Source organism: Streptomyces sp. NPDC017056 (assembly GCF_044332485.1).
In the GTDB taxonomy this organism is placed as follows: domain Bacteria; phylum Actinomycetota; class Actinomycetes; order Streptomycetales; family Streptomycetaceae; genus Streptomyces.
The window spans coordinates 108,826-125,751 of the sequence record NZ_JBIRPD010000016.1 but is presented as its reverse complement, the minus strand read 5'-3'; the positions used below and the strand labels follow the sequence as shown (position 1 = coordinate 125,751).

Annotated in this window: 14 protein-coding genes and 1 riboswitch; of the genes, 12 read left to right on the top strand and 2 right to left on the bottom strand. The window is 70.3% G+C overall.

Features of this window, described 5'->3' with window-relative positions:
- The first annotated feature begins 223 nt into the window (after positions 1-223).
- The 3 genes from dprA (at position 224) to ACH4OW_RS27485 (ending at position 4,316) form a co-directional block, all read left to right on the top strand.
- Entirely contained in the window at positions 224-1,390 is a 1,167-nt protein-coding gene (gene dprA, locus ACH4OW_RS27495) for a DNA-processing protein DprA (RefSeq protein WP_360131133.1), read from the top strand.
- A gap of 362 nt (positions 1,391-1,752) precedes the next feature.
- Positions 1,753-2,589 (top strand): RNA polymerase sigma factor WhiG, encoded by an 837-nt coding sequence (gene whiG / locus ACH4OW_RS27490; protein ID WP_360131130.1) that lies wholly within the window; start codon positions 1,753-1,755, stop codon positions 2,587-2,589.
- A gap of 1,187 nt (positions 2,590-3,776) precedes the next feature.
- Complete coding sequence (locus tag ACH4OW_RS27485) at positions 3,777-4,316, top strand: TetR/AcrR family transcriptional regulator (RefSeq protein WP_398030505.1); 540 nt, start codon at positions 3,777-3,779, stop codon at positions 4,314-4,316.
- Here the strand turns inward: ACH4OW_RS27485 and ACH4OW_RS27480 are convergent.
- The gene (locus tag ACH4OW_RS27480) at positions 4,270-5,184 is read right to left on the bottom strand and encodes a murein hydrolase activator EnvC family protein (protein WP_398030463.1); all 915 of its coding nucleotides are present in this window, start codon (positions 5,182-5,184) and stop codon (positions 4,270-4,272) included. The two genes, ACH4OW_RS27485 and ACH4OW_RS27480, sit on opposite strands and share 47 nt — an antisense overlap.
- A 724-nt stretch (positions 5,185-5,908) precedes the next feature.
- On the opposite strand from ACH4OW_RS27480, the gene rpsB reads away from it, so the two are divergent.
- The 9 genes from rpsB (at position 5,909) to ACH4OW_RS27435 (ending at position 15,872) form a co-directional block, all read left to right on the top strand.
- On the top strand, positions 5,909-6,808 hold the full coding sequence (rpsB, locus tag ACH4OW_RS27475; protein ID WP_360131127.1) for a 30S ribosomal protein S2: 900 nt from the start codon (positions 5,909-5,911) through the stop codon (positions 6,806-6,808).
- Positions 6,809-6,917: 109 nt separating this feature from the next.
- The gene (gene tsf, locus ACH4OW_RS27470; protein WP_360131124.1) at positions 6,918-7,754 is read left to right on the top strand and encodes a translation elongation factor Ts; all 837 of its coding nucleotides are present in this window, start codon (positions 6,918-6,920) and stop codon (positions 7,752-7,754) included.
- Between the two features lie 176 nt (positions 7,755-7,930).
- A complete protein-coding gene (gene pyrH, locus ACH4OW_RS27465; RefSeq protein ID WP_360131121.1) occupies positions 7,931-8,704 on the top strand; it encodes a UMP kinase in 774 nt (257 codons plus the stop codon).
- A 175-nt stretch (positions 8,705-8,879) separates the two neighbouring features.
- Positions 8,880-9,437, top strand: a complete 558-nt coding sequence (frr, locus tag ACH4OW_RS27460; RefSeq protein WP_360131118.1) for a ribosome recycling factor — start codon at positions 8,880-8,882, stop codon at positions 9,435-9,437.
- Entirely contained in the window at positions 9,437-10,576 is a 1,140-nt protein-coding gene (locus ACH4OW_RS27455) for a phosphatidate cytidylyltransferase (protein ID WP_398030462.1), read from the top strand. The genes frr and ACH4OW_RS27455 overlap by 1 nt, the downstream gene beginning before the upstream one ends.
- 135 nt (positions 10,577-10,711) lie before the next feature.
- A complete protein-coding gene (rlmN, locus tag ACH4OW_RS27450) occupies positions 10,712-11,818 on the top strand; it encodes a 23S rRNA (adenine(2503)-C(2))-methyltransferase RlmN (RefSeq protein WP_360131112.1) in 1,107 nt (368 codons plus the stop codon).
- Between the two features lie 33 nt (positions 11,819-11,851).
- Positions 11,852-11,985: riboswitch (TPP riboswitch) on the top strand.
- Between the two features lie 78 nt (positions 11,986-12,063).
- Entirely contained in the window at positions 12,064-13,143 is a 1,080-nt protein-coding gene (locus ACH4OW_RS27445) for a thiamine ABC transporter substrate binding subunit (RefSeq protein ID WP_398030461.1), read from the top strand.
- A 41-nt stretch (positions 13,144-13,184) separates the two neighbouring features.
- Entirely contained in the window at positions 13,185-14,813 is a 1,629-nt protein-coding gene (locus tag ACH4OW_RS27440; protein WP_398030460.1) for an ABC transporter permease, read from the top strand.
- Positions 14,814-15,872 (top strand): ABC transporter ATP-binding protein, encoded by a 1,059-nt coding sequence (locus ACH4OW_RS27435; protein ID WP_360131103.1) that lies wholly within the window; start codon positions 14,814-14,816, stop codon positions 15,870-15,872.
- A gap of 31 nt (positions 15,873-15,903) precedes the next feature.
- Here ACH4OW_RS27435 and ACH4OW_RS27430 read toward each other — a convergent pair whose 3' ends face one another.
- Positions 15,904-16,887 carry a hypothetical protein gene (locus ACH4OW_RS27430; protein ID WP_398030459.1) on the bottom strand — a complete coding sequence of 328 codons (984 nt, stop codon included), beginning with the start codon at positions 16,885-16,887 and terminating at the stop codon, positions 15,904-15,906.
- Between the last annotated feature and the right edge of the window lie 39 nt (positions 16,888-16,926).

Sequence of the window (16,926 nt, the reverse complement as noted above, 5' to 3'; positions counted from 1 at the left end):
GAACGGAACTCGTGTGGGTCCGGCCGAGTGCGGTGGCCGTAATGACGACTCATGTACCGCTTTTGGTTACACGGCGCTGCCGGATTGCCGGATTGCCGGATCGCTGTGCTGACGGGCCGCCGAGATGGCGGGGGAGTACGCAGAAGAGAGAGGAAGGGGCAGGAGATGCGGGGGATCGTGGAGAAAGCAGTGTGCCGGATGGCGGGCGGTAAGGGGGCCGCACATGCATGACGTGGGGGAGGAGGAGAGGAAAGCGCGCGCGGCGTTGACGCGCATCGTTGAGCCGGGTGACGAGACGGTTGGACGTTGGCTGCGGCAGACGACGCCGGTACACCTCGTACAGTCCCTGGCCGGTGAGCGGGAAATGCCGGCGGGAGCGTCGAAGAAGAAGTTCGCGGGGCTGCGTATGCGAGCGGCCCGGGTTGACACGACTGCCGGGCCGGCCGCCGACCTGGCTGCCGTCGCTGCGCTTGGAGGCCGGTTCATCTGCCCCGGCGATGAGGAATGGCCGCGACAGCTGGACGATCTGGAGGACGGGCGGCCGATCGGTTTGTGGGTACGGGGGAGCGCGAATCTGCGGTTGTGGGCGCTGCGATCCGTTGCCGTCGTCGGAGCCAGAGCCTGTACGGAGTACGGCGCGCACATGGCTGCCACACTCGGCGCGGGCCTTGCCGACCGTGGTTGGACGGTTGTGTCCGGTGCTGCCTATGGGGTGGATGGTGCCGCGCACAGAGGCGCGCTTGCCGCGCAGGGGGCCACGGTCGCGGTATTGGCCTGCGGTGTCGATTACGCCTACCCGCGAGGTCACGTGGAGTTGATCGGAAGGCTGGCGGAACAGGGCCTGGTGATCGCCGAGTTGCCGCCGGGCGACCATCCCACCCGCAGTCGCTTCATCCTGCGCAACCGGGTCATTGCTGCTCTCACCAGAGGCACGGTGGTCGTGGAAGCTGAACTCCGCAGTGGGTCGCTGGTCACCGCGCGACGGGCAACGGAGCTGGGCCGGTACATGATGGGCATGCCGGGACCGGTCACCAGCGGGTTGTCCGCCGGTGTGCATCAACTCCTCCGCGGCGAAGCCGTTGTGGTCACCGACGCCGCAGAGGTCGTCGAACTGGTCGGCAGCATCGGCGATCTCGCTCCCGCCCGGCGCGGGCCGGTTGTCGCGCGCGATCTCCTCGATCCGGTGGCGAGCCGAGTGCTCGAAGCGGTCCCCGCGCGGGGCGGGGCGGACGCGCGGCGACTGGCGCACGATTCGGGTACGGCAGAGGAAGTGGCGCAGGGCAAGCTCTTCGAGCTGCAGTCACTCGGGTTCGTTCAAAGGTGTGGTGCTGTCTGGGAGTTGGCGCGCCTCTCCAAGGCTGGGGCAGGTTCGCGGCGAGGCGGTCCTTGACCTGGGACGAACGGGTGAAAAAGTGAGGAGAATGATCGCAGCATCCAGGTTTGCCACGCTTCCGTTTGCGGGCCTCTGCCGTCACCGGACGGCGACGAGGCGCGTCGGCCGTTGCCGTACCGGTCGGTGGCGAAGTCGCGTGAGACGGAGCGCGCGCCGGGTACTCACGGCGACGGTTCTGCCCCCTGGGGGTGGAACCGTCGTCCTCTGTAACCCGGGGGTGCGGGCAGCGGAACGTATCTGCGCACTCCCGAACGACCCTTCATCGCGCATCGCGACACTGTAGTCACGCTACGCTCACGAGTAATTCGACCTCACGCACGTGTTCCCCAGTGTCTCGGCAGAACGGCTCAAGGCGACGAATGCCCCAGCACACCTCCGGGTCTGACCGCGCGGCCGCACCCCCCGCCGCGCGCGGCAGCGTGCGCCCCGCCGCGCCCACCTCTCTGGAGGAGCTGTGGCGCGCGTACAAGAACTCGGGCGACGGGCGGCTGCGCGAGCAGCTGATCCTGCACTACTCCCCCCTGGTGAAGTACGTGGCCGGCCGGGTCAGCGTCGGCCTGCCGCCCAACGTCGAGCAGGCCGACTTCGTCTCCTCCGGGGTCTTCGGGCTCATCGATGCCATCGAGAAGTTCGAGCCCGAGCGGTCGATCAAGTTCGAGACGTACGCCATCACCCGTATCCGGGGCGCGATGATCGACGAACTGCGGGCACTGGACTGGATCCCGCGGTCGGTACGGCAGAAGGCCAGGGCGGTCGAGCGGGCGTACGCCACCCTGGAGGCCCAGCTGCGGCGCACCCCGACCGAAGCGGAGGTGGCCTCGGAAATGGGTATCGCGCTGGAGGAACTCCACGGGGTGTTCAGCCAATTGTCGCTGGCCAACGTGGTGGCCCTGGAGGAATTGCTGCATGTGGGCGGCGAGGGGGGCGACCGGCTGAGCCTGATGGACACCCTGGAGGACACGGCTGCCGACAACCCGGTCGAGGTCGCCGAGGACCGTGAGCTGCGGCGGCTGCTTGCCCGGGCCATCAACACGCTCCCTGAACGCGAGAAAACCGTCGTCACCCTCTACTACTACGAAGGTCTCACCCTCGCCGAGATCGGCAACGTTCTCGGCGTCACGGAGAGCCGGGTCAGCCAGATCCATACCAAGTCCGTACTGCAGCTCCGCGCCAAACTGGCGGACATGGGGCGTTGACCTGGGGGCGCGGGGGAGGCAGTGATGCCGCCTGGCCCGTGCGCTGGGCCCATCGGTGCAGGTGTCGTCCCGGGGCTGATGGGGCCAGTAGGTGTGACTGTGCTGGGGGCTGTCAGGGCTGGCCGCTCGACTCTTTCGCAAGGCTGCTTTTATCTCGGGCTTTCCTGCCCTTCGGCCGGCCCCTGCTGGGCGTCACCTGCTGGCTTCCCCCCCGCCCCCCCCCGCCCCCCGCCCCCTCCCACCCCGCCCCTGTCCTCTCGCCTCCGCGCCGCTTGCTCTTGGCGGGCTGTACCTGCCCGTGGCCGCGCTGTCTGCAGGCAGCCGCGCCTCGTCGCATGGGCCGGCGTCAGGGGACGACGCGCTCCCCGGCTCCCTGGCTGCCTCCGAGCCGGGGGCATGGTGGCCCCCGCGCCTGGCCTGCCCCGCACGTCGCGGCCGACGTCGTCTCGGTCACCGCACCAGCCTCGGGATGCCGCCCCTGCCTTGGGCTCCGCACCAGCCTCGGACGCCACGCCTGCCTTGGGCCCCGCGCCGGCCTCGGACGCCGCGTCTGCCTTGGGGGTCACGTCAGCCTCGGACGCCACGCCTGCGTCGGACGCCGTCCCTGGCATGGGGAGTGCGCCGGCCTCGGACGCCGTCCCCGGCATAGGAAGCGCGCCGGCCTCGGATAGCGCGCCTGGCCCCGGGCATCGCGCCCGGCTCGGGCATCGCGCCCAGCTCGAGCATCGCGCCCGGCATGGGGAGCGTCCCTGGCCTGACGCCGCGCCTGCCTCTGAGGCCGCGCCTGCCTCGGACAGTGCACGCTTGGCGGTGCACCTGGCTTGGGGAGTGCGTCTGGGTGTGTGCTGGCCCGCGGCTGAGGGGAGCGCCTAGGTCCGTGTTCGGTGTGCCCGGCTCTGCTTTGGTGGCCGTCGTGTCCTTGTCCGGGCGGATGTTCGCTTTGTGCGTCCGTCTGTGTGGTCGGCTTGCTCTTGTCGTGCCTCGCCGCCTATCTGACCTGCGGGTTTCTTGGTGTGTCGGGGTGCTTGTCCTGTTGCCGTTCCGTTCTGGCGCGCTTGGTGGCCGGTGTTTGGCTGTCGGTCTCCGGCATGGACACATCGTGATGCGGAGTGCCGTGCCGGGCGGGCCATCCGTAGAGTGGTGACGTGCCCAGGATTCGAGCGGCCTCTGTGGCCGAGCACCGGACGATGCAGCGTGGCGCCCTTTTGGACGCCGCCCGCACCCTGTTGTCCGAAGGCGGGACCGAGGCGTTGACCTTCCCCGCCCTCGCCGAGCGCACGGGTCTCGCGCGCTCCTCCGTCTACGAGTACTTCCGCTCCCGCGGGGCTGTCGTCGAAGAGCTGTGCGCTGTCGACTTCCCCGTTTGGGCGGCTGAGGTCGAAGCTGCGATGGAGCGGGTCGGCACGCCTGAGGCCAAGGTCGAGGCGTATGTGCGCCAACAGCTTGCGCTGGTCGGTGACCGTCGGCACCGGGCCGTTGTCGCGATCTCGGCGGGCGAGCTGGACGCGGGCGCGCGGGAGAAGATCCGGGCTGCGCACGGCGGGCTGATCGCGATGATCGTGGAGGCCCTGGCCGACCTCGGTCACGAGCAGCCGCGACTGGCCGCCATGCTGCTTCAAGGCGTTGTCGACGCCGCGGTTCGCCGTATCGAACTCGGGGCCGCGGAGGACCCGACGCAGATCACGGAGGCCGCGGTCGCCATGGTTCTTGGTGGCGTAAGGGGCTGACCGGCCGCGCTCGCTCGGCGGTGGCGGACGGTGGTCGGGTTTGTATTCGCCGTGCCCGTGGCGGTGTCTGCGCCTGTGCCCGTGCCCGTGCCCGTGCTATTGCACGCTGGGCTGTCGCTCGACGCGGGTGGCTCTGTTGTGGTGCCCCGCGAAGGTCTGATGGTGGCTGTTCCGGCTCCGGAATTCCGATGACCGGTAGGAGCCGCGCGGGAACAGGGCGCAGCATTGACGCCGGGAGCAGGGAGAGCGGATCCAAGTAGGTCTTGTCGCGGAGCAGGCCCCAGTGGAGACATGGGCCGGAGCAGTGGAAGGGGCCCGGGGCGAGGGTGGCCACTGGTTGGCCTGCGGTGACGCGGGCGCCCTTTCGGACGGTGGGACGGACCGGTTCGTAGGTGGTGCGGAGCGGTGGGCGGCCGGATGCTGCTACCTCGATGGACAGGACGCCGCGCCCCGCCACCTTCCCGGCGAAGAGAACCCGGCCCGAGGCGGCGGCTCGCACCGTGGCACCCCTGGTCGCGGAGAGGTCTACTCCGCGGTGGCCGGCGGCCCAGGGGGCGGGTGGAGGCTCCCAGCCGCGCGCGATGGTGGGGCGCACGCCCGTCGGCCCGGTCACCGGCCATGCCCGTTCGCCGGTAGTCCCTGGCGGTGGGCGATCTGGCTCGGGGCCGCCGTGTGAAGGGGCGGGTGCTGGCTGTCGTTCCGGGGGGTGTGGGGGGCCGGTGGGGCTGGGCGGGGCGGCTGTGCCGGTGAAGGCCGTGCCGACCGCGTCGGCTCCGGCACTCGCCGCGTCGGCCCTGGCGCTCGCCGCGGTGGCTCCGGCGCCGGCCGTGGCGGCTCCGGCGGAAAATACGGCTAATGCGATGCTCATTACGGGCAGGGTGCAGAGGGTGAGGAATCGGACACCTGGGGGTGAGGGGTGTCGGGGGTGTTTGGTGGGCGCTGTGGGTGTTGTTGTGTAGCTGGCGGCCGCGGCGCGGGTGGTCTTGAGAGTGGATTGTCGGCGCATGTTTCGACGATGGCGCGGTCGGCTGCCGCTTGGGGATCTTGAGCCGGATCGGTGGATTACCGGTGGGTTGTTAATAACGGCGTCACCCTTGTGGGGTATGGGGAGCGGGGGGAGAGAGCGGGGTGCAGGGCGCGGGGCGCGGTGCTCGCGGTGCCGCCGCCCGGCGCCCCGGCGCCCCGGCGCCCCGGCGAGGACCGTAGAGCCGTACGAGCCGAGCCGCACCAGCCGCACGAGCCATCCGAGCCGCACCAGCCGTAAGAGTCATCCGACCCGTACAAACCGCCCCCGGCCCGCCCCCACTCCCCGCCCGCCCCCGCCCCCGCCCCACCCCCGATTTCCTGTCCGAAAGGTGTGTGTCGCCCGTCCCTTCGGCGGTCCCGTACACTTCTTGTGGCGATCCGGGTCACCGGGTCGACTTCGCACGCCCCGCCACCAGCGCAACAGTCCCCATTCGGGCAGCACGGTGGACGCGCCCCTCGGTCCTCGGAAGGCCCCGCAAGGTCCCTTCTCCGGCAGAGCGCGCCGGGGCGTCAGGCACCGCGGCCGCCCGGCCGCAGTGGAACCGAGTAACACGAGGAGTACGGCCATGGCCGTCGTCACGATGCGGGAGCTGCTGGAGAGCGGCGTCCACTTCGGGCACCAGACCCGCCGTTGGAACCCGAAGATGAAGCGCTTCATCTTCACGGAGCGCAACGGCATCTACATCATCGACCTGCTCCAGTCGCTGTCGTACATCGACCGCGCCTACGAGTTCGTCAAGGAGACCGTCGCCCACGGCGGCTCGGTCATGTTCGTCGGCACGAAGAAGCAGGCCCAGGAGGCCATTGCCGAGCAGGCGACCCGCGTGGGCATGCCCTACGTGAACCAGCGCTGGCTCGGCGGCATGCTGACCAACTTCTCGACCGTCTACAAGCGCCTGCAGCGCCTGAAGGAGCTCGAGCAGATCGACTTCGAGGATGTGGCCGCCTCCGGCCTCACCAAGAAGGAGCTGCTGGTCCTCTCCCGCGAGAAGGCCAAGCTGGAGAAGACCCTCGGCGGTATCCGCGAGATGCAGAAGGTGCCCAGCGCCGTCTGGATCGTGGACACCAAGAAGGAGCACATCGCCGTCGGCGAGGCGCGCAAGCTCAACATCCCGGTCGTGGCGATCCTCGACACGAACTGCGACCCGGACGAGGTCGACTACAAGATCCCGGGCAACGACGACGCGATCCGCTCCGTCACCCTGCTCACCCGCGTGATCGCCGACGCCGTCGCCGAGGGCCTCATCGCCCGCTCCGGCGTCGCCACCGGCGACCAGAAGCCGGGCGAGAAGGCCGGCGAGCCCCTCGCCGAGTGGGAGCGCGACCTGCTCGAGGGCGAGAAGAAGGCCGACGACGCCAAGGCTGACGAGGCCAAGGCCGAGGGCGAGCCCGCCGAGGCCCCCGCCGCTGCCGAGGCCCCCGCCGCCGAGGCCGAGAAGCCGGCCGCGGACGCCGAGCAGGCCTGACGCCGCACCATCGGTTGACGACGGCGGGGGAGGGCGCCACGAGCGCCGCCCCCGCCGTCCACCCGTAGATCTTTCGACTGTCGAGATTTCGAGAAGAGATTCACAGACCATGGCGAACTACACCGCCGCGGACGTCAAGAAGCTCCGTGAGCTCACCGGCGCCGGCATGATGGACTGCAAGAAGGCCCTGGACGAGGCCGAGGGCAGCGTCGACAAGGCCGTGGAGATCCTCCGCGTCAAGGGCCAGAAGGGCGTCGCCAAGCGCGAGAGCCGTTCGGCCGAGAACGGCGCCGTCGTCTCCCTCATCTCCGAGGACAAGACCTCCGGCGTTCTGCTCGAGCTGAAGTGCGAGACGGACTTCGTCGCCAAGGGCGAGAAGTTCCTGGCCGTCGCCAACGCGCTGGCCGCGCACGTCGCCGCCACCTCCCCGGCCGACCTGGAGGCGCTGCTCGCCTCCGAGATCGAGGCCGGCAAGACCGTCCAGGCGTACGTCGACGAGGCCAACGCCACGCTGGGCGAGAAGATCGTCCTGGACCGCTTCGCGCAGTTCTCCGGTGGCTACGTGGCCGCCTACATGCACCGCACCATGCCCGACCTCCCGCCGCAGGTCGGCGTCCTGGTCGAGCTGGACAAGGAGAACGCCGAGACCGCCAAGGACGTCGCGCAGCACATCGCCGCGTTCGCGCCGAAGTACCTCACCCGTGAGGACGTTCCGGCCGACGTCGTCGAGAACGAGCGCCGCGTCGCCGAGGCCACCTCGCGTGAGGAGGGCAAGCCCGAGGCCGCCCTCCCGAAGATCGTCGAGGGTCGCGTCAACGGCTTCTTCAAGGAGAACACGCTGCTGGCGCAGCCCTTCGCGAAGGACAACAAGAAGTCCGTCGAGAAGGTCCTGAACGAGGCCGGTGTCTCGCTGAAGCGCTTCGTGCGCATCCGCGTCGGCGCCTGAGCCAAGCCGTGAGCCTTGTCGCCAAGGCCAGCGAATGACCTACGGCCCCGCTAGGGTCGTACGCAGTCGGCCGCGTACCGGCCGGCCGCAGATGTGACGAGGAGGCCATTGCCGTACAGGGATCTGAACCAGACCCCCGGCAATGGCCTTCTTCGTATGTGCACGAGGAGAGCGTGATGAATCAGGGTGCCGACGGCGCGGACACAGCCCACAAGGCCGACAGCGGCGGGAAGGGACGCTTCCTGCTGAAGCTGTCGGGCGAAGCGTTCGCCGGCGGCGGCGGACTGGGCGTCGACCCCGATGTCGTGCACGCCATCGCCCGCGAGATCGCAGCCGTGGTCCGTGACGGCTACGAGATCGCCATCGTGATCGGCGGCGGCAACTTCTTCCGCGGCGCCGAGCTGCAGCAGCGCGGCATGGACCGCGCCCGCTCCGACTACATGGGCATGCTCGGCACGGTCATGAACTGCCTGGCCCTCCAGGACTTCCTGGAGAAGGAGGGCATCGACTGCCGCGTCCAGACCGCCATCACCATGGGGCAGGTCGCGGAGCCGTACATTCCGCTGCGCGCCGTGCGCCACATGGAGAAGGGCCGCGTGGTCATCTTCGGCGCCGGTATGGGCATGCCGTACTTCTCCACCGACACCACCGCGGCCCAGCGTGCCCTGGAGGTCGGTGCCGAGGCCATGCTGATGGGCAAGAACGGCGTGGACGGGGTCTACGACGCCGACCCCAAGAAGTTCCCGGACGCGGTGAAGTTCGACGCCCTCGAATACGGCGAGGTCATCACCCGCGACCTCAAGGTCGCCGACGCCACCGCCATCACGCTCTGCCGTGACAACAAGCTCCCGATCCTCGTCTTCGAACTGCTCGCCGAGGGCAACATCGCGCGTGCGGTGAAGGGTGAGAAGATCGGCACGCTCGTCAGCGATCAGGGCACCCGGGCCTGACGGCCCCAACTGCCGTATTGCCGTACGGGCAGGGCACCGTACGGGCGGCAACCCCGGGTCGTGGGAAGACCCCGGCACGGGGATGGACAACGGCCTGCCGGTCGGACACCGTGCAGGAGAAGACGCGCGGCAGGGGCGAGGCTCTGCTTCTTACCGAAAAGACCAGGAGCAAGTGGTGATCGAAGAGATCCTCCTCGAGGCCGAGGAGAAGATGGAGAAGGCCGTCGTGGTCGCCAAGGAGGACTTCGCCGCGATTCGCACCGGGCGTGCGCACCCGGCGATGTTCAACAAGATCGTGGCGGACTACTACGGCGCCATGACGCCGATCAACCAGCTGGCGTCGTTCTCGGTGCCCGAACCGCGGATGGCCGTGGTGACCCCGTTCGACAAGAGCGCGCTGCGCAACATCGAGCAGGCGATCCGGGACTCCGACCTGGGCGTCAACCCGAGCAATGACGGAAACATCATTCGTGTGAACTTCCCCGAGCTCACCGAGGAGCGCCGCCGGGAGTTCATCAAGGTCGCGAAGAACAAGGCCGAGGACTCGAAGATCTCGATCCGCAGCGTCCGGCGCAAGGCCAAGGAAACCCTCGACAAGCTCGTCAAGGACAAGGAGTCCGGCGAGGACGAGGTGCGCAGGGCGGAGAAGGAGCTCGACGACACCACCGCGAAGTACGTCGCGCAGGTGGACGAGCTGCTCAAGCACAAGGAATCCGAGCTCCTAGAGGTCTGATGAACGAGTCATCCTGGGGGGCCCCGCCTGGCGTCGGCCGAGCCGGTCAATGGGGACCACCCGACCAGGGGCCCGCCGGTTCGGCGGGTCCCGCGCACGACTGGGGCGGCGCGGCGCAGACTCGGCCCATGCCCATCGTGCCCGACGCAGGCGGACACCAGGACGACGACCGGAGCCCTCTGGACGACGACCGGGACCACCGGGACGACCGGGGGGCCGCTCGGCAGAGCGGTCCCCCGTTCCGCGACGAACAGCCGCAGGAGCCCATGCCCACCTCTTCGCCGGGACCCGACGGCTCACGGCACCCCGACAAGCCGCAGAAGAAGAGCGCGGGGCGCAACCTCCGGGCCGCCATAGGAGTCGGTGTCGGCCTCGGTGCCGTCATCCTGCTCTCGCTCTTCGTCTACAAGCCGCTCTTCGTCGGCGTCATAGTGATCGCGGTGGTCGTGGGCCTGTGGGAGCTGACGTCCCGGCTCTCCGAACGCAAGGACATCCGGGTACCGCTGGTCCCGCTCGCCCTCGGTGGCGCGGCGATGGTGGTCGCCGGCTACGTACGGGGCGCGGAGGGCGCGTGGGTGGCGATGGCGCTCACCGCGCTCGCCGCCCTGGTGTGGCGCATGACGGAGGCTCCGGAGAACTATCTGCGGGACGTCACGGCAGGCGTCTTCGCCGCGTTCTACGTGCCGTTCCTGGCGACGTTCGTGGCGATGATGCTCGCCGCCGACGACGGGCCGCAGCGCGTGCTGACGTTCCTGCTGCTGACGGTCGTCAGCGACACGGGCGCGTACGCGGTGGGCTGGCGCTTCGGCAAGAACAAGCTCGCGCCCCGCATCAGCCCCGGCAAGACCCGCGAGGGGCTGTTCGGCGCGGTGCTGTTCGCCATGGTCGCGGGCGCGCTCTGCATGCAGCTGATCATCACGGACGGCGTCTGGTGGCAGGGCCTGCTGCTCGGCATGGCGGTCGCGGCCAGCGCGACGCTCGGCGACCTCGGCGAGTCGATGATCAAGCGCGATCTCGGCATCAAGGACATGGGCACGCTGCTGCCCGGCCACGGCGGCATCATGGACCGCCTGGACTCGCTCCTGCCGACCGCCCCGGTCGTCTGGCTGCTGTACGTCATCTTCGTCGGCTCCGGCTGACCGGAGGTTCTCCGTACGTGTGAGGGGCTCGCCGCGCTGCGTGGCGGGCCCCTCACGCATAGGGAAAACCGCAGGTCAGGCCGGTTCGTCGAGGCGGCGATCGGTACCCCTTACGTCTGCGACACTGGAAGAACCATGCCTAAGCCCGGAGAACTCACTTTCGTCGCGCCGCGCGGAGCCAAGAAGCCGCCGCGGCACCTTGCCGATCTCACCCCCGCCGAGCGGCGCGAAGCCGTGGCCGCGGCCGGTGAGAAGCCGTTCCGCGCCAAGCAGCTGTCGCAGCACTACTTCGCCCGGTACGCGCACGACCCGGCGGAGTGGACGGACATCCCGGCCGCGGCGCGGGAGAAGCTGGCGACGGCGCTGCTGCCCGAGCTGATGAGTGTGGTGCGGCACATCTCCTGTGACGACGACACCACGCGCAAGACGCTGTGGAAGCTGCACGACGGCACCCTCGTGGAGTCGGTGCTGATGCGCTACCCGGACCGGGTCACGATGTGCATCTCGTCACAGGCCGGGTGCGGCATGAACTGCCCGTTCTGCGCGACGGGACAGGCCGGGCTGGACCGGAACCTGTCCACCGCCGAGATCGTTCATCAGATCGTCGACGGCATGCGGGCGCTGCGCGACGGTGAGGTGCCGGGCGGCCCGGCCCGGCTGTCCAACGTCGTCTTCATGGGCATGGGCGAGCCGCTGGCGAACTACAACCGGGTCGTGGGCGCGATCCGGCGGCTGACCGACCCCGAGCCCGACGGGGTGGGGCTGTCCCAGCGCGGCATCACCGTCTCCACGGTGGGCCTCGTCCCGGCGATGCTGCGGTTCGCGGACGAGGGGCTGAAATGCCGGCTCGCGGTGTCGCTGCACGCGCCCGACGACGAGCTGCGCGACACGCTCGTACCGGTCAACACGCGCTGGAAGGTGCGTGAGGTGCTGGACGCGGCCTGGGAGTACGCGGAGAAGTCCGGGCGGCGGATCTCGATCGAGTACGCCCTGATCCGGGACATCAACGACCAGGCGTGGCGCGGTGACCTGCTGGGCCGCCTGCTCAAGGGCAAGCGGGTCCATGTGAACCTGATCCCGCTGAATCCGACGCCCGGGTCGAAGTGGACGGCGTCCCGTCCCGAGGACGAGAAGGCGTTCGTGGAGGCCATCGCCGCGCACGGGGTGCCGGTGACCGTCCGCGACACGCGCGGGCAGGAGATCGACGGCGCCTGCGGGCAGCTCGCGGCCTCGGAGCGCTGACCGCCCGCTGGTACGGTGTGATCGAACAAATGCACATTCCGACAGGGGAGCGCCACAGCGCTGAGAGTGCGGCAGTGTCACGGACCGAGCGTCACGGACACGGGGTGCCGCAGACCCTTGAACCTCGCCCGGGTCATTCCGGGTAGGAAGTTCGGTCGTCACTCATGCTGTTGCGCCCCGCCCGGCCTTCCTCGCGAAGTGCCGGGTGGGGCCGCGTCTCTTCCTGGCCAGCCAGGAGGAATCCAGTGAGCACCACCAGAAGGATCACCGTCACCGCGCTGGCGGTCGCGGCCGGCATGACGGCGCTCGCCGCGTGCGGCTCGGGCGGCAGCGGCGGCAGTGCGGACCCGAAGACCGTGACGCTCGTCAGCCACGACTCCTTCAACGCCTCCAAGTCCGTCCTGGAGGAGTTCACCAAGCAGACCGGCTACAAGGTGAACGTGCTCAAGGGCGGTGACGCGGGCAAGGCCGTCAACCAGGCGATCCTGTCGAAGAACAACCCGCAGGGCGACGTCTTCTTCGGCATCGACAACACGCTGCTGTCGCGTGGCCTGAAGGAGGGCATCTTCAGCCCGTACGAGGCCAAGGGCCTGGCGAGCGTCCCGGGGGAACTCCAGCTCGACAAGGCGGAGCACCGGGTGACGCCGGTGGACTACGGCGACACCTGCGTCAACTACGACCGCGCCTACTTCGCCGAGCACAAGATCGCGCCGCCCGAGACGTTCGACGACCTGCTCAAGCCCGAGTACAAGGGCCTGCTGGTCACCGAGAACTCCGCCACGTCGTCGCCGGGGCTCGCCTTCCAGCTCGGCACCATCGCCAAGTACGGCGAGTCCGGCTGGCAGGACTACTGGAAGAAGCTCAAGGACAACGGCGTCGAGGTCGTGGACGGCTGGGAGCAGGCGTACAACGAGCGGTTCTCGGGCTCGGCAGCGGGCAAGGGCAAGGGGGACAAGCCCCTGGTGGTCTCGTACGCGTCGAGCCCGCCGGTGGAGGTGCTCGGCAAGAAGCCGGAGCCGAAGCAGGCGCCCACCGGCGTCGCGGCCGGCACCTGCTTCCGGCAGGTCGAGTTCGCGGGGCTGCTCAAGGGCGCCAAGAACGAGAAGGGCGGCAAGGCCCTGCTGGACTTCCTGCTGAGCAAGCGGTTCCAGGAGGACGTGCCGCTCCAGATGTTCGTCAACCCGGCGCGTACGGACGCGAAGGTGCCGGAGCTGTTCACCAAGTACGGCCAGAAGATCGACAAGCCGGAGACGGTGGCACCGGAGAAGATCGTCGCCAACCGCGAACAGTGGATCAAGCAGTGGTCCTCGCTCGTTCTGAAGTAACCGGCCCCGCGAAGCGGGCGCGGCGCTCACGGGGGACGGCGGTGCGGCTCGCCCTGATGGCCCTGCCGCTCGCCTTCTTCGCGCTCTTCTTCGCCTACCCGGTCGCCGCGATCGTCGGGCGCGGGCTCAAGGACGGCGGGCAGTGGCAGCTGGGCCGGGCCGGCGAGGTGCTGTCCGACCCGGACGTCCTGCACGTCCTGTGGTTCACGGTCTGGCAGGCGGCGGCCTCGACCGCGCTCACGCTGCTGCTCGCGCTCCCCGGCGCGTATGTCTTCGCGCGCTTCGACTTTCCCGGAAAGCAGGTGCTGCGGTCCGTGGTCGCGGTGCCGTTCGTCCTGCCGACGGTGGTGGTGGGCTCGGCGTTCCTGGCGCTGGTCGGGCGCGGCGGAGTGCTGGACGACCTGTGGGGCGTACGGCTGGACACCTCGGTGTGGGCGATCCTGCTGGCGCACGTGTTCTTCAACTACGCCGTGGTCGTGCGGACCGTATCCGGCCTCTGGGGGCAGCTCGACCCACGGCAGGAGGAAGCGGCCCGGGTGCTGGGCGCGTCGCGCTGGACCGCGTGGCGGCGGGTGACGCTGCCCGCGCTGGGACCGGCCGTCGCGGCCGCCGCCCTGATGGTCTTCCTCTTCACCTTCACCTCCTTCGGAGCGGTGCAGATCCTGGGCGGGCCGAGGTTTTCCACCCTGGAGGTGGAGATCTACCGGCAGACTGCCGACTTCCTGGACCTGCCGACCGCCGCCGTCCTCACGTTGCTCCAGTTCGCCGCCGTGCTGGTACTCCTGGCGCTGCACACCTGGACCGTACGGCGGCGGGAGTCCGCGCTCACGCTCGTCGACCCGGCGCAGACGGTGCGGCGGCCCCGTGGCGCCGGCCAGTGGGCGCTGCTGTGGGGGACGCTCGCCGTGATCGCGGTGCTGCTGGTGGCGCCCCTGGCGGTGCTAATCGAGCGGTCCTTCGCCGGTCCTGACGGGTACGGGTTCACGTTCTACCGGGCGCTGCAGTCCGCTGCCTCCATGGACAGCACCTTCGCCGTCGCCCCCCTGAACGCCTTGTGGAACTCGCTCGCCTACGGGGCGGCCGCCACGCTGATCGCCCTGGTGGTGGGCGGGCTGGCGGCGGCAGCGCTGACCAGGCGCGGCGGCAGGCTGGTGCGGGGATTCGACGCGTTGCTGATGTTGCCCCTCGGGGTGTCGGCCGTGACCGTCGGCTTCGGCTTCCTGATCACTCTCGACAAGCCGCCGCTCGATCTGCGGTCGTCCTGGTGGCTCGTACCGCTGGCGCAGGCGCTGGTCGGGGTGCCGTTCGTCGTACGGACCATGCTGCCCGTGCTGCGCGCGGTGGACGGCCGGCTGCGGGAGGCGGCGGCGGTGCTGGGGGCCTCGCCGTGGCGGGTGTGGCGGGAGGTCGACCTGCCGCTGGTACGGCGCGCGCTGCTGATCGCCGCCGGCTTCGCCTTCGCCGTGTCGCTCGGCGAGTTCGGCGCGACGGTCTTCATCGCCCGGCCGGACGCACCGACCCTGCCGGTGGCCGTCGCGAGGCTGCTGGGACGCGCGGGGGAACTGAACTACGGACAGGCGATGGCCCTGTCGACGATCTTGATGGTGGTGTGCGCCGGCGCGCTGCTGGCGCTGGAGCGCATCCGTACCGACCAGGCCGGAGAGTTTTAGATGGCGGAACACACTGGCGCGGCGGACGAGGCGCTGCTGCGGCTGGACGACGTCACCGTCCGCTTCCGCGCCGGGCAGCGCCCGGCACTGGACGCGGTCGGCCTGAGCGTCGCCGCGCAGGAGATCGTGTGCGTGCTGGGGCCCAGCGGCAGCGGCAAGTCCACTCTTCTGAGGGTCGTGGCGGGGTTGCAGGCCGCCGACGCGGGGCGCGTCTTCCTGGAAGGCCGGGACCAGTCGGGCGTGCCCACACACCGCCGTGGCGTCGGGCTGATGTTCCAGGACCACCAGCTCTTCCCGCAGCGCGACGTCGGCGGCAACGTGGCCTTCGGCCTGCGCATGCGCGGCGCGTCACGTGCCGAACAGGAGCGTACGGTTGCCGAACTCCTGGACCTGGTCGGCCTGCCGGGCGCCCAGCGGCGCGCCGTGGCGGCGCTGTCCGGCGGCGAGCAGCAGCGGGTCGCGCTGGCCCGCGCACTCGCGCCGCGGCCGCGGCTGCTGATGCTGGACGAGCCGCTCGGCCAGCTCGACCGCGGCCTGCGGGAGCGCCTGGTCGTCGAACTGCGGAGAGTCTTCGGCGAGCTGGGTACGACCGTGCTGGCCGTGACGCACGACCAGGGTGAAGCCTTCGCGCTGGCCGACCGGGTGGTGGTCATGCAGGAGGGCCGGATCGCGCAGAGCGGCACTCCGCTGGAGGTCTGGCAGCGTCCCGCCACCGAGTTCGTCGCCCGCTTCCTGGGCTTCGACAACGTGGTGGAGGCGACCGTGCGGGGCGGGTCCGCCGGCACCCCGTGGGGCAAGGTCCCGGTTCCGGACGGCACGCCGGACGGCCCGTGCCGCCTGCTGGTGCGCCCGGCCGGAGTGGGGATCACGGCTGCCGCGGACGGGCTGCCGTGCACGGTAGCGGCCCGTACGTTCCGCGGTACCCACGTCGCGCTGCTCCTCCAGCCGGACGCCGGACCGCAGTTGGAGGCGGCCTGCGCGCTGCGGGACGCCCCGGAAGACGGAGCGCGGGTGGGCGTCACCTTCACGGCCGAGGACGTCGTGGTCCTGAACCGCTGAGGGACGCCCACCCGTAGGGACGCCGGGCGCGCTACGAGGAGGTGGTGCGGCTGCCCGCCGTGGGCCGGGCGTCGCTCCCCGCCGACGGCCCGTCCAGCGTCTTCGCCTCCTCCGCGGGGGCCGGTACGGCCGCGGCCGTACCGCCGTCCTCCGGCTCGCCGAACCAGGCGACGGCGACGGCGCCGGCCACCGCCACGACGAAGCCGAGCACCGCCATCCAGGCGAAGCCCGGACGGGAGGAGTCGCCCAGCCACAGCACCCCGAGGATGCCCGGCACCACCGTTTCGCCCACCACCAGGGCCGCCGTGGCGCCGTTGACCGAGCCGATCTGGAGGGCGACCGTGTGCAGGTACATGCCGCCGATGCCGGCGACGAGAATGGCGTAAAAGGCCGGGTCGGCCAGGAGCGTGGGCAGGTGGAACGGGTCGACGCCGTTCAGGACGCGCACGCCGACGCCGAGGGCGCCGAAGCCCAGGCCGGACAGCAGGCCGGCGAGGATCGCGGCGCGGCTGCCGAGCAGCCGGACGACCAGCGTGCCACCGCCGATGAGCAGGACCGAGGCGGCCAGCAGCCACCAGTGGGTGGTCGTCGAGGCGTCACCGCCGCCCTCCGGCCCGGCAGCGGTGGCGAGCAGGACCAGCGCCGAGCAGACCACGCCGATGGAGACCCACTCGCGCGGGTTCAGCCGGATGCCGAGCAGCTTGATGCTCAGTACGGCGGTGATCACGAGGTTGGCGCTGATGACGGTCTGGGAGAGGAAGAGCGGCAGCAGCCGCGCGGCCAGCGCGCCGAGGCCGAAGCCCACGAAGTCCAGCACCGTGCCGACCATGAATTCCCAGGTCACCGCGGCTTTGGCGGTGGAAGAGAGGCTGGGGCCGCCGTGTGCGGTGACGCCGGTGGTGGACGCGGCGGCCGCCTCCCGGCGCGCGGACTTGCGCGATCCCACCGCTTGCAGGACCGACCCCGTGCCGTAGCAGGCCGAGGCCGCTACTGCCGTCAGAAGACCGATGAGCACCAAGAACTCCGTTTCGCGCACTGCCTGGTTTTACCTGTG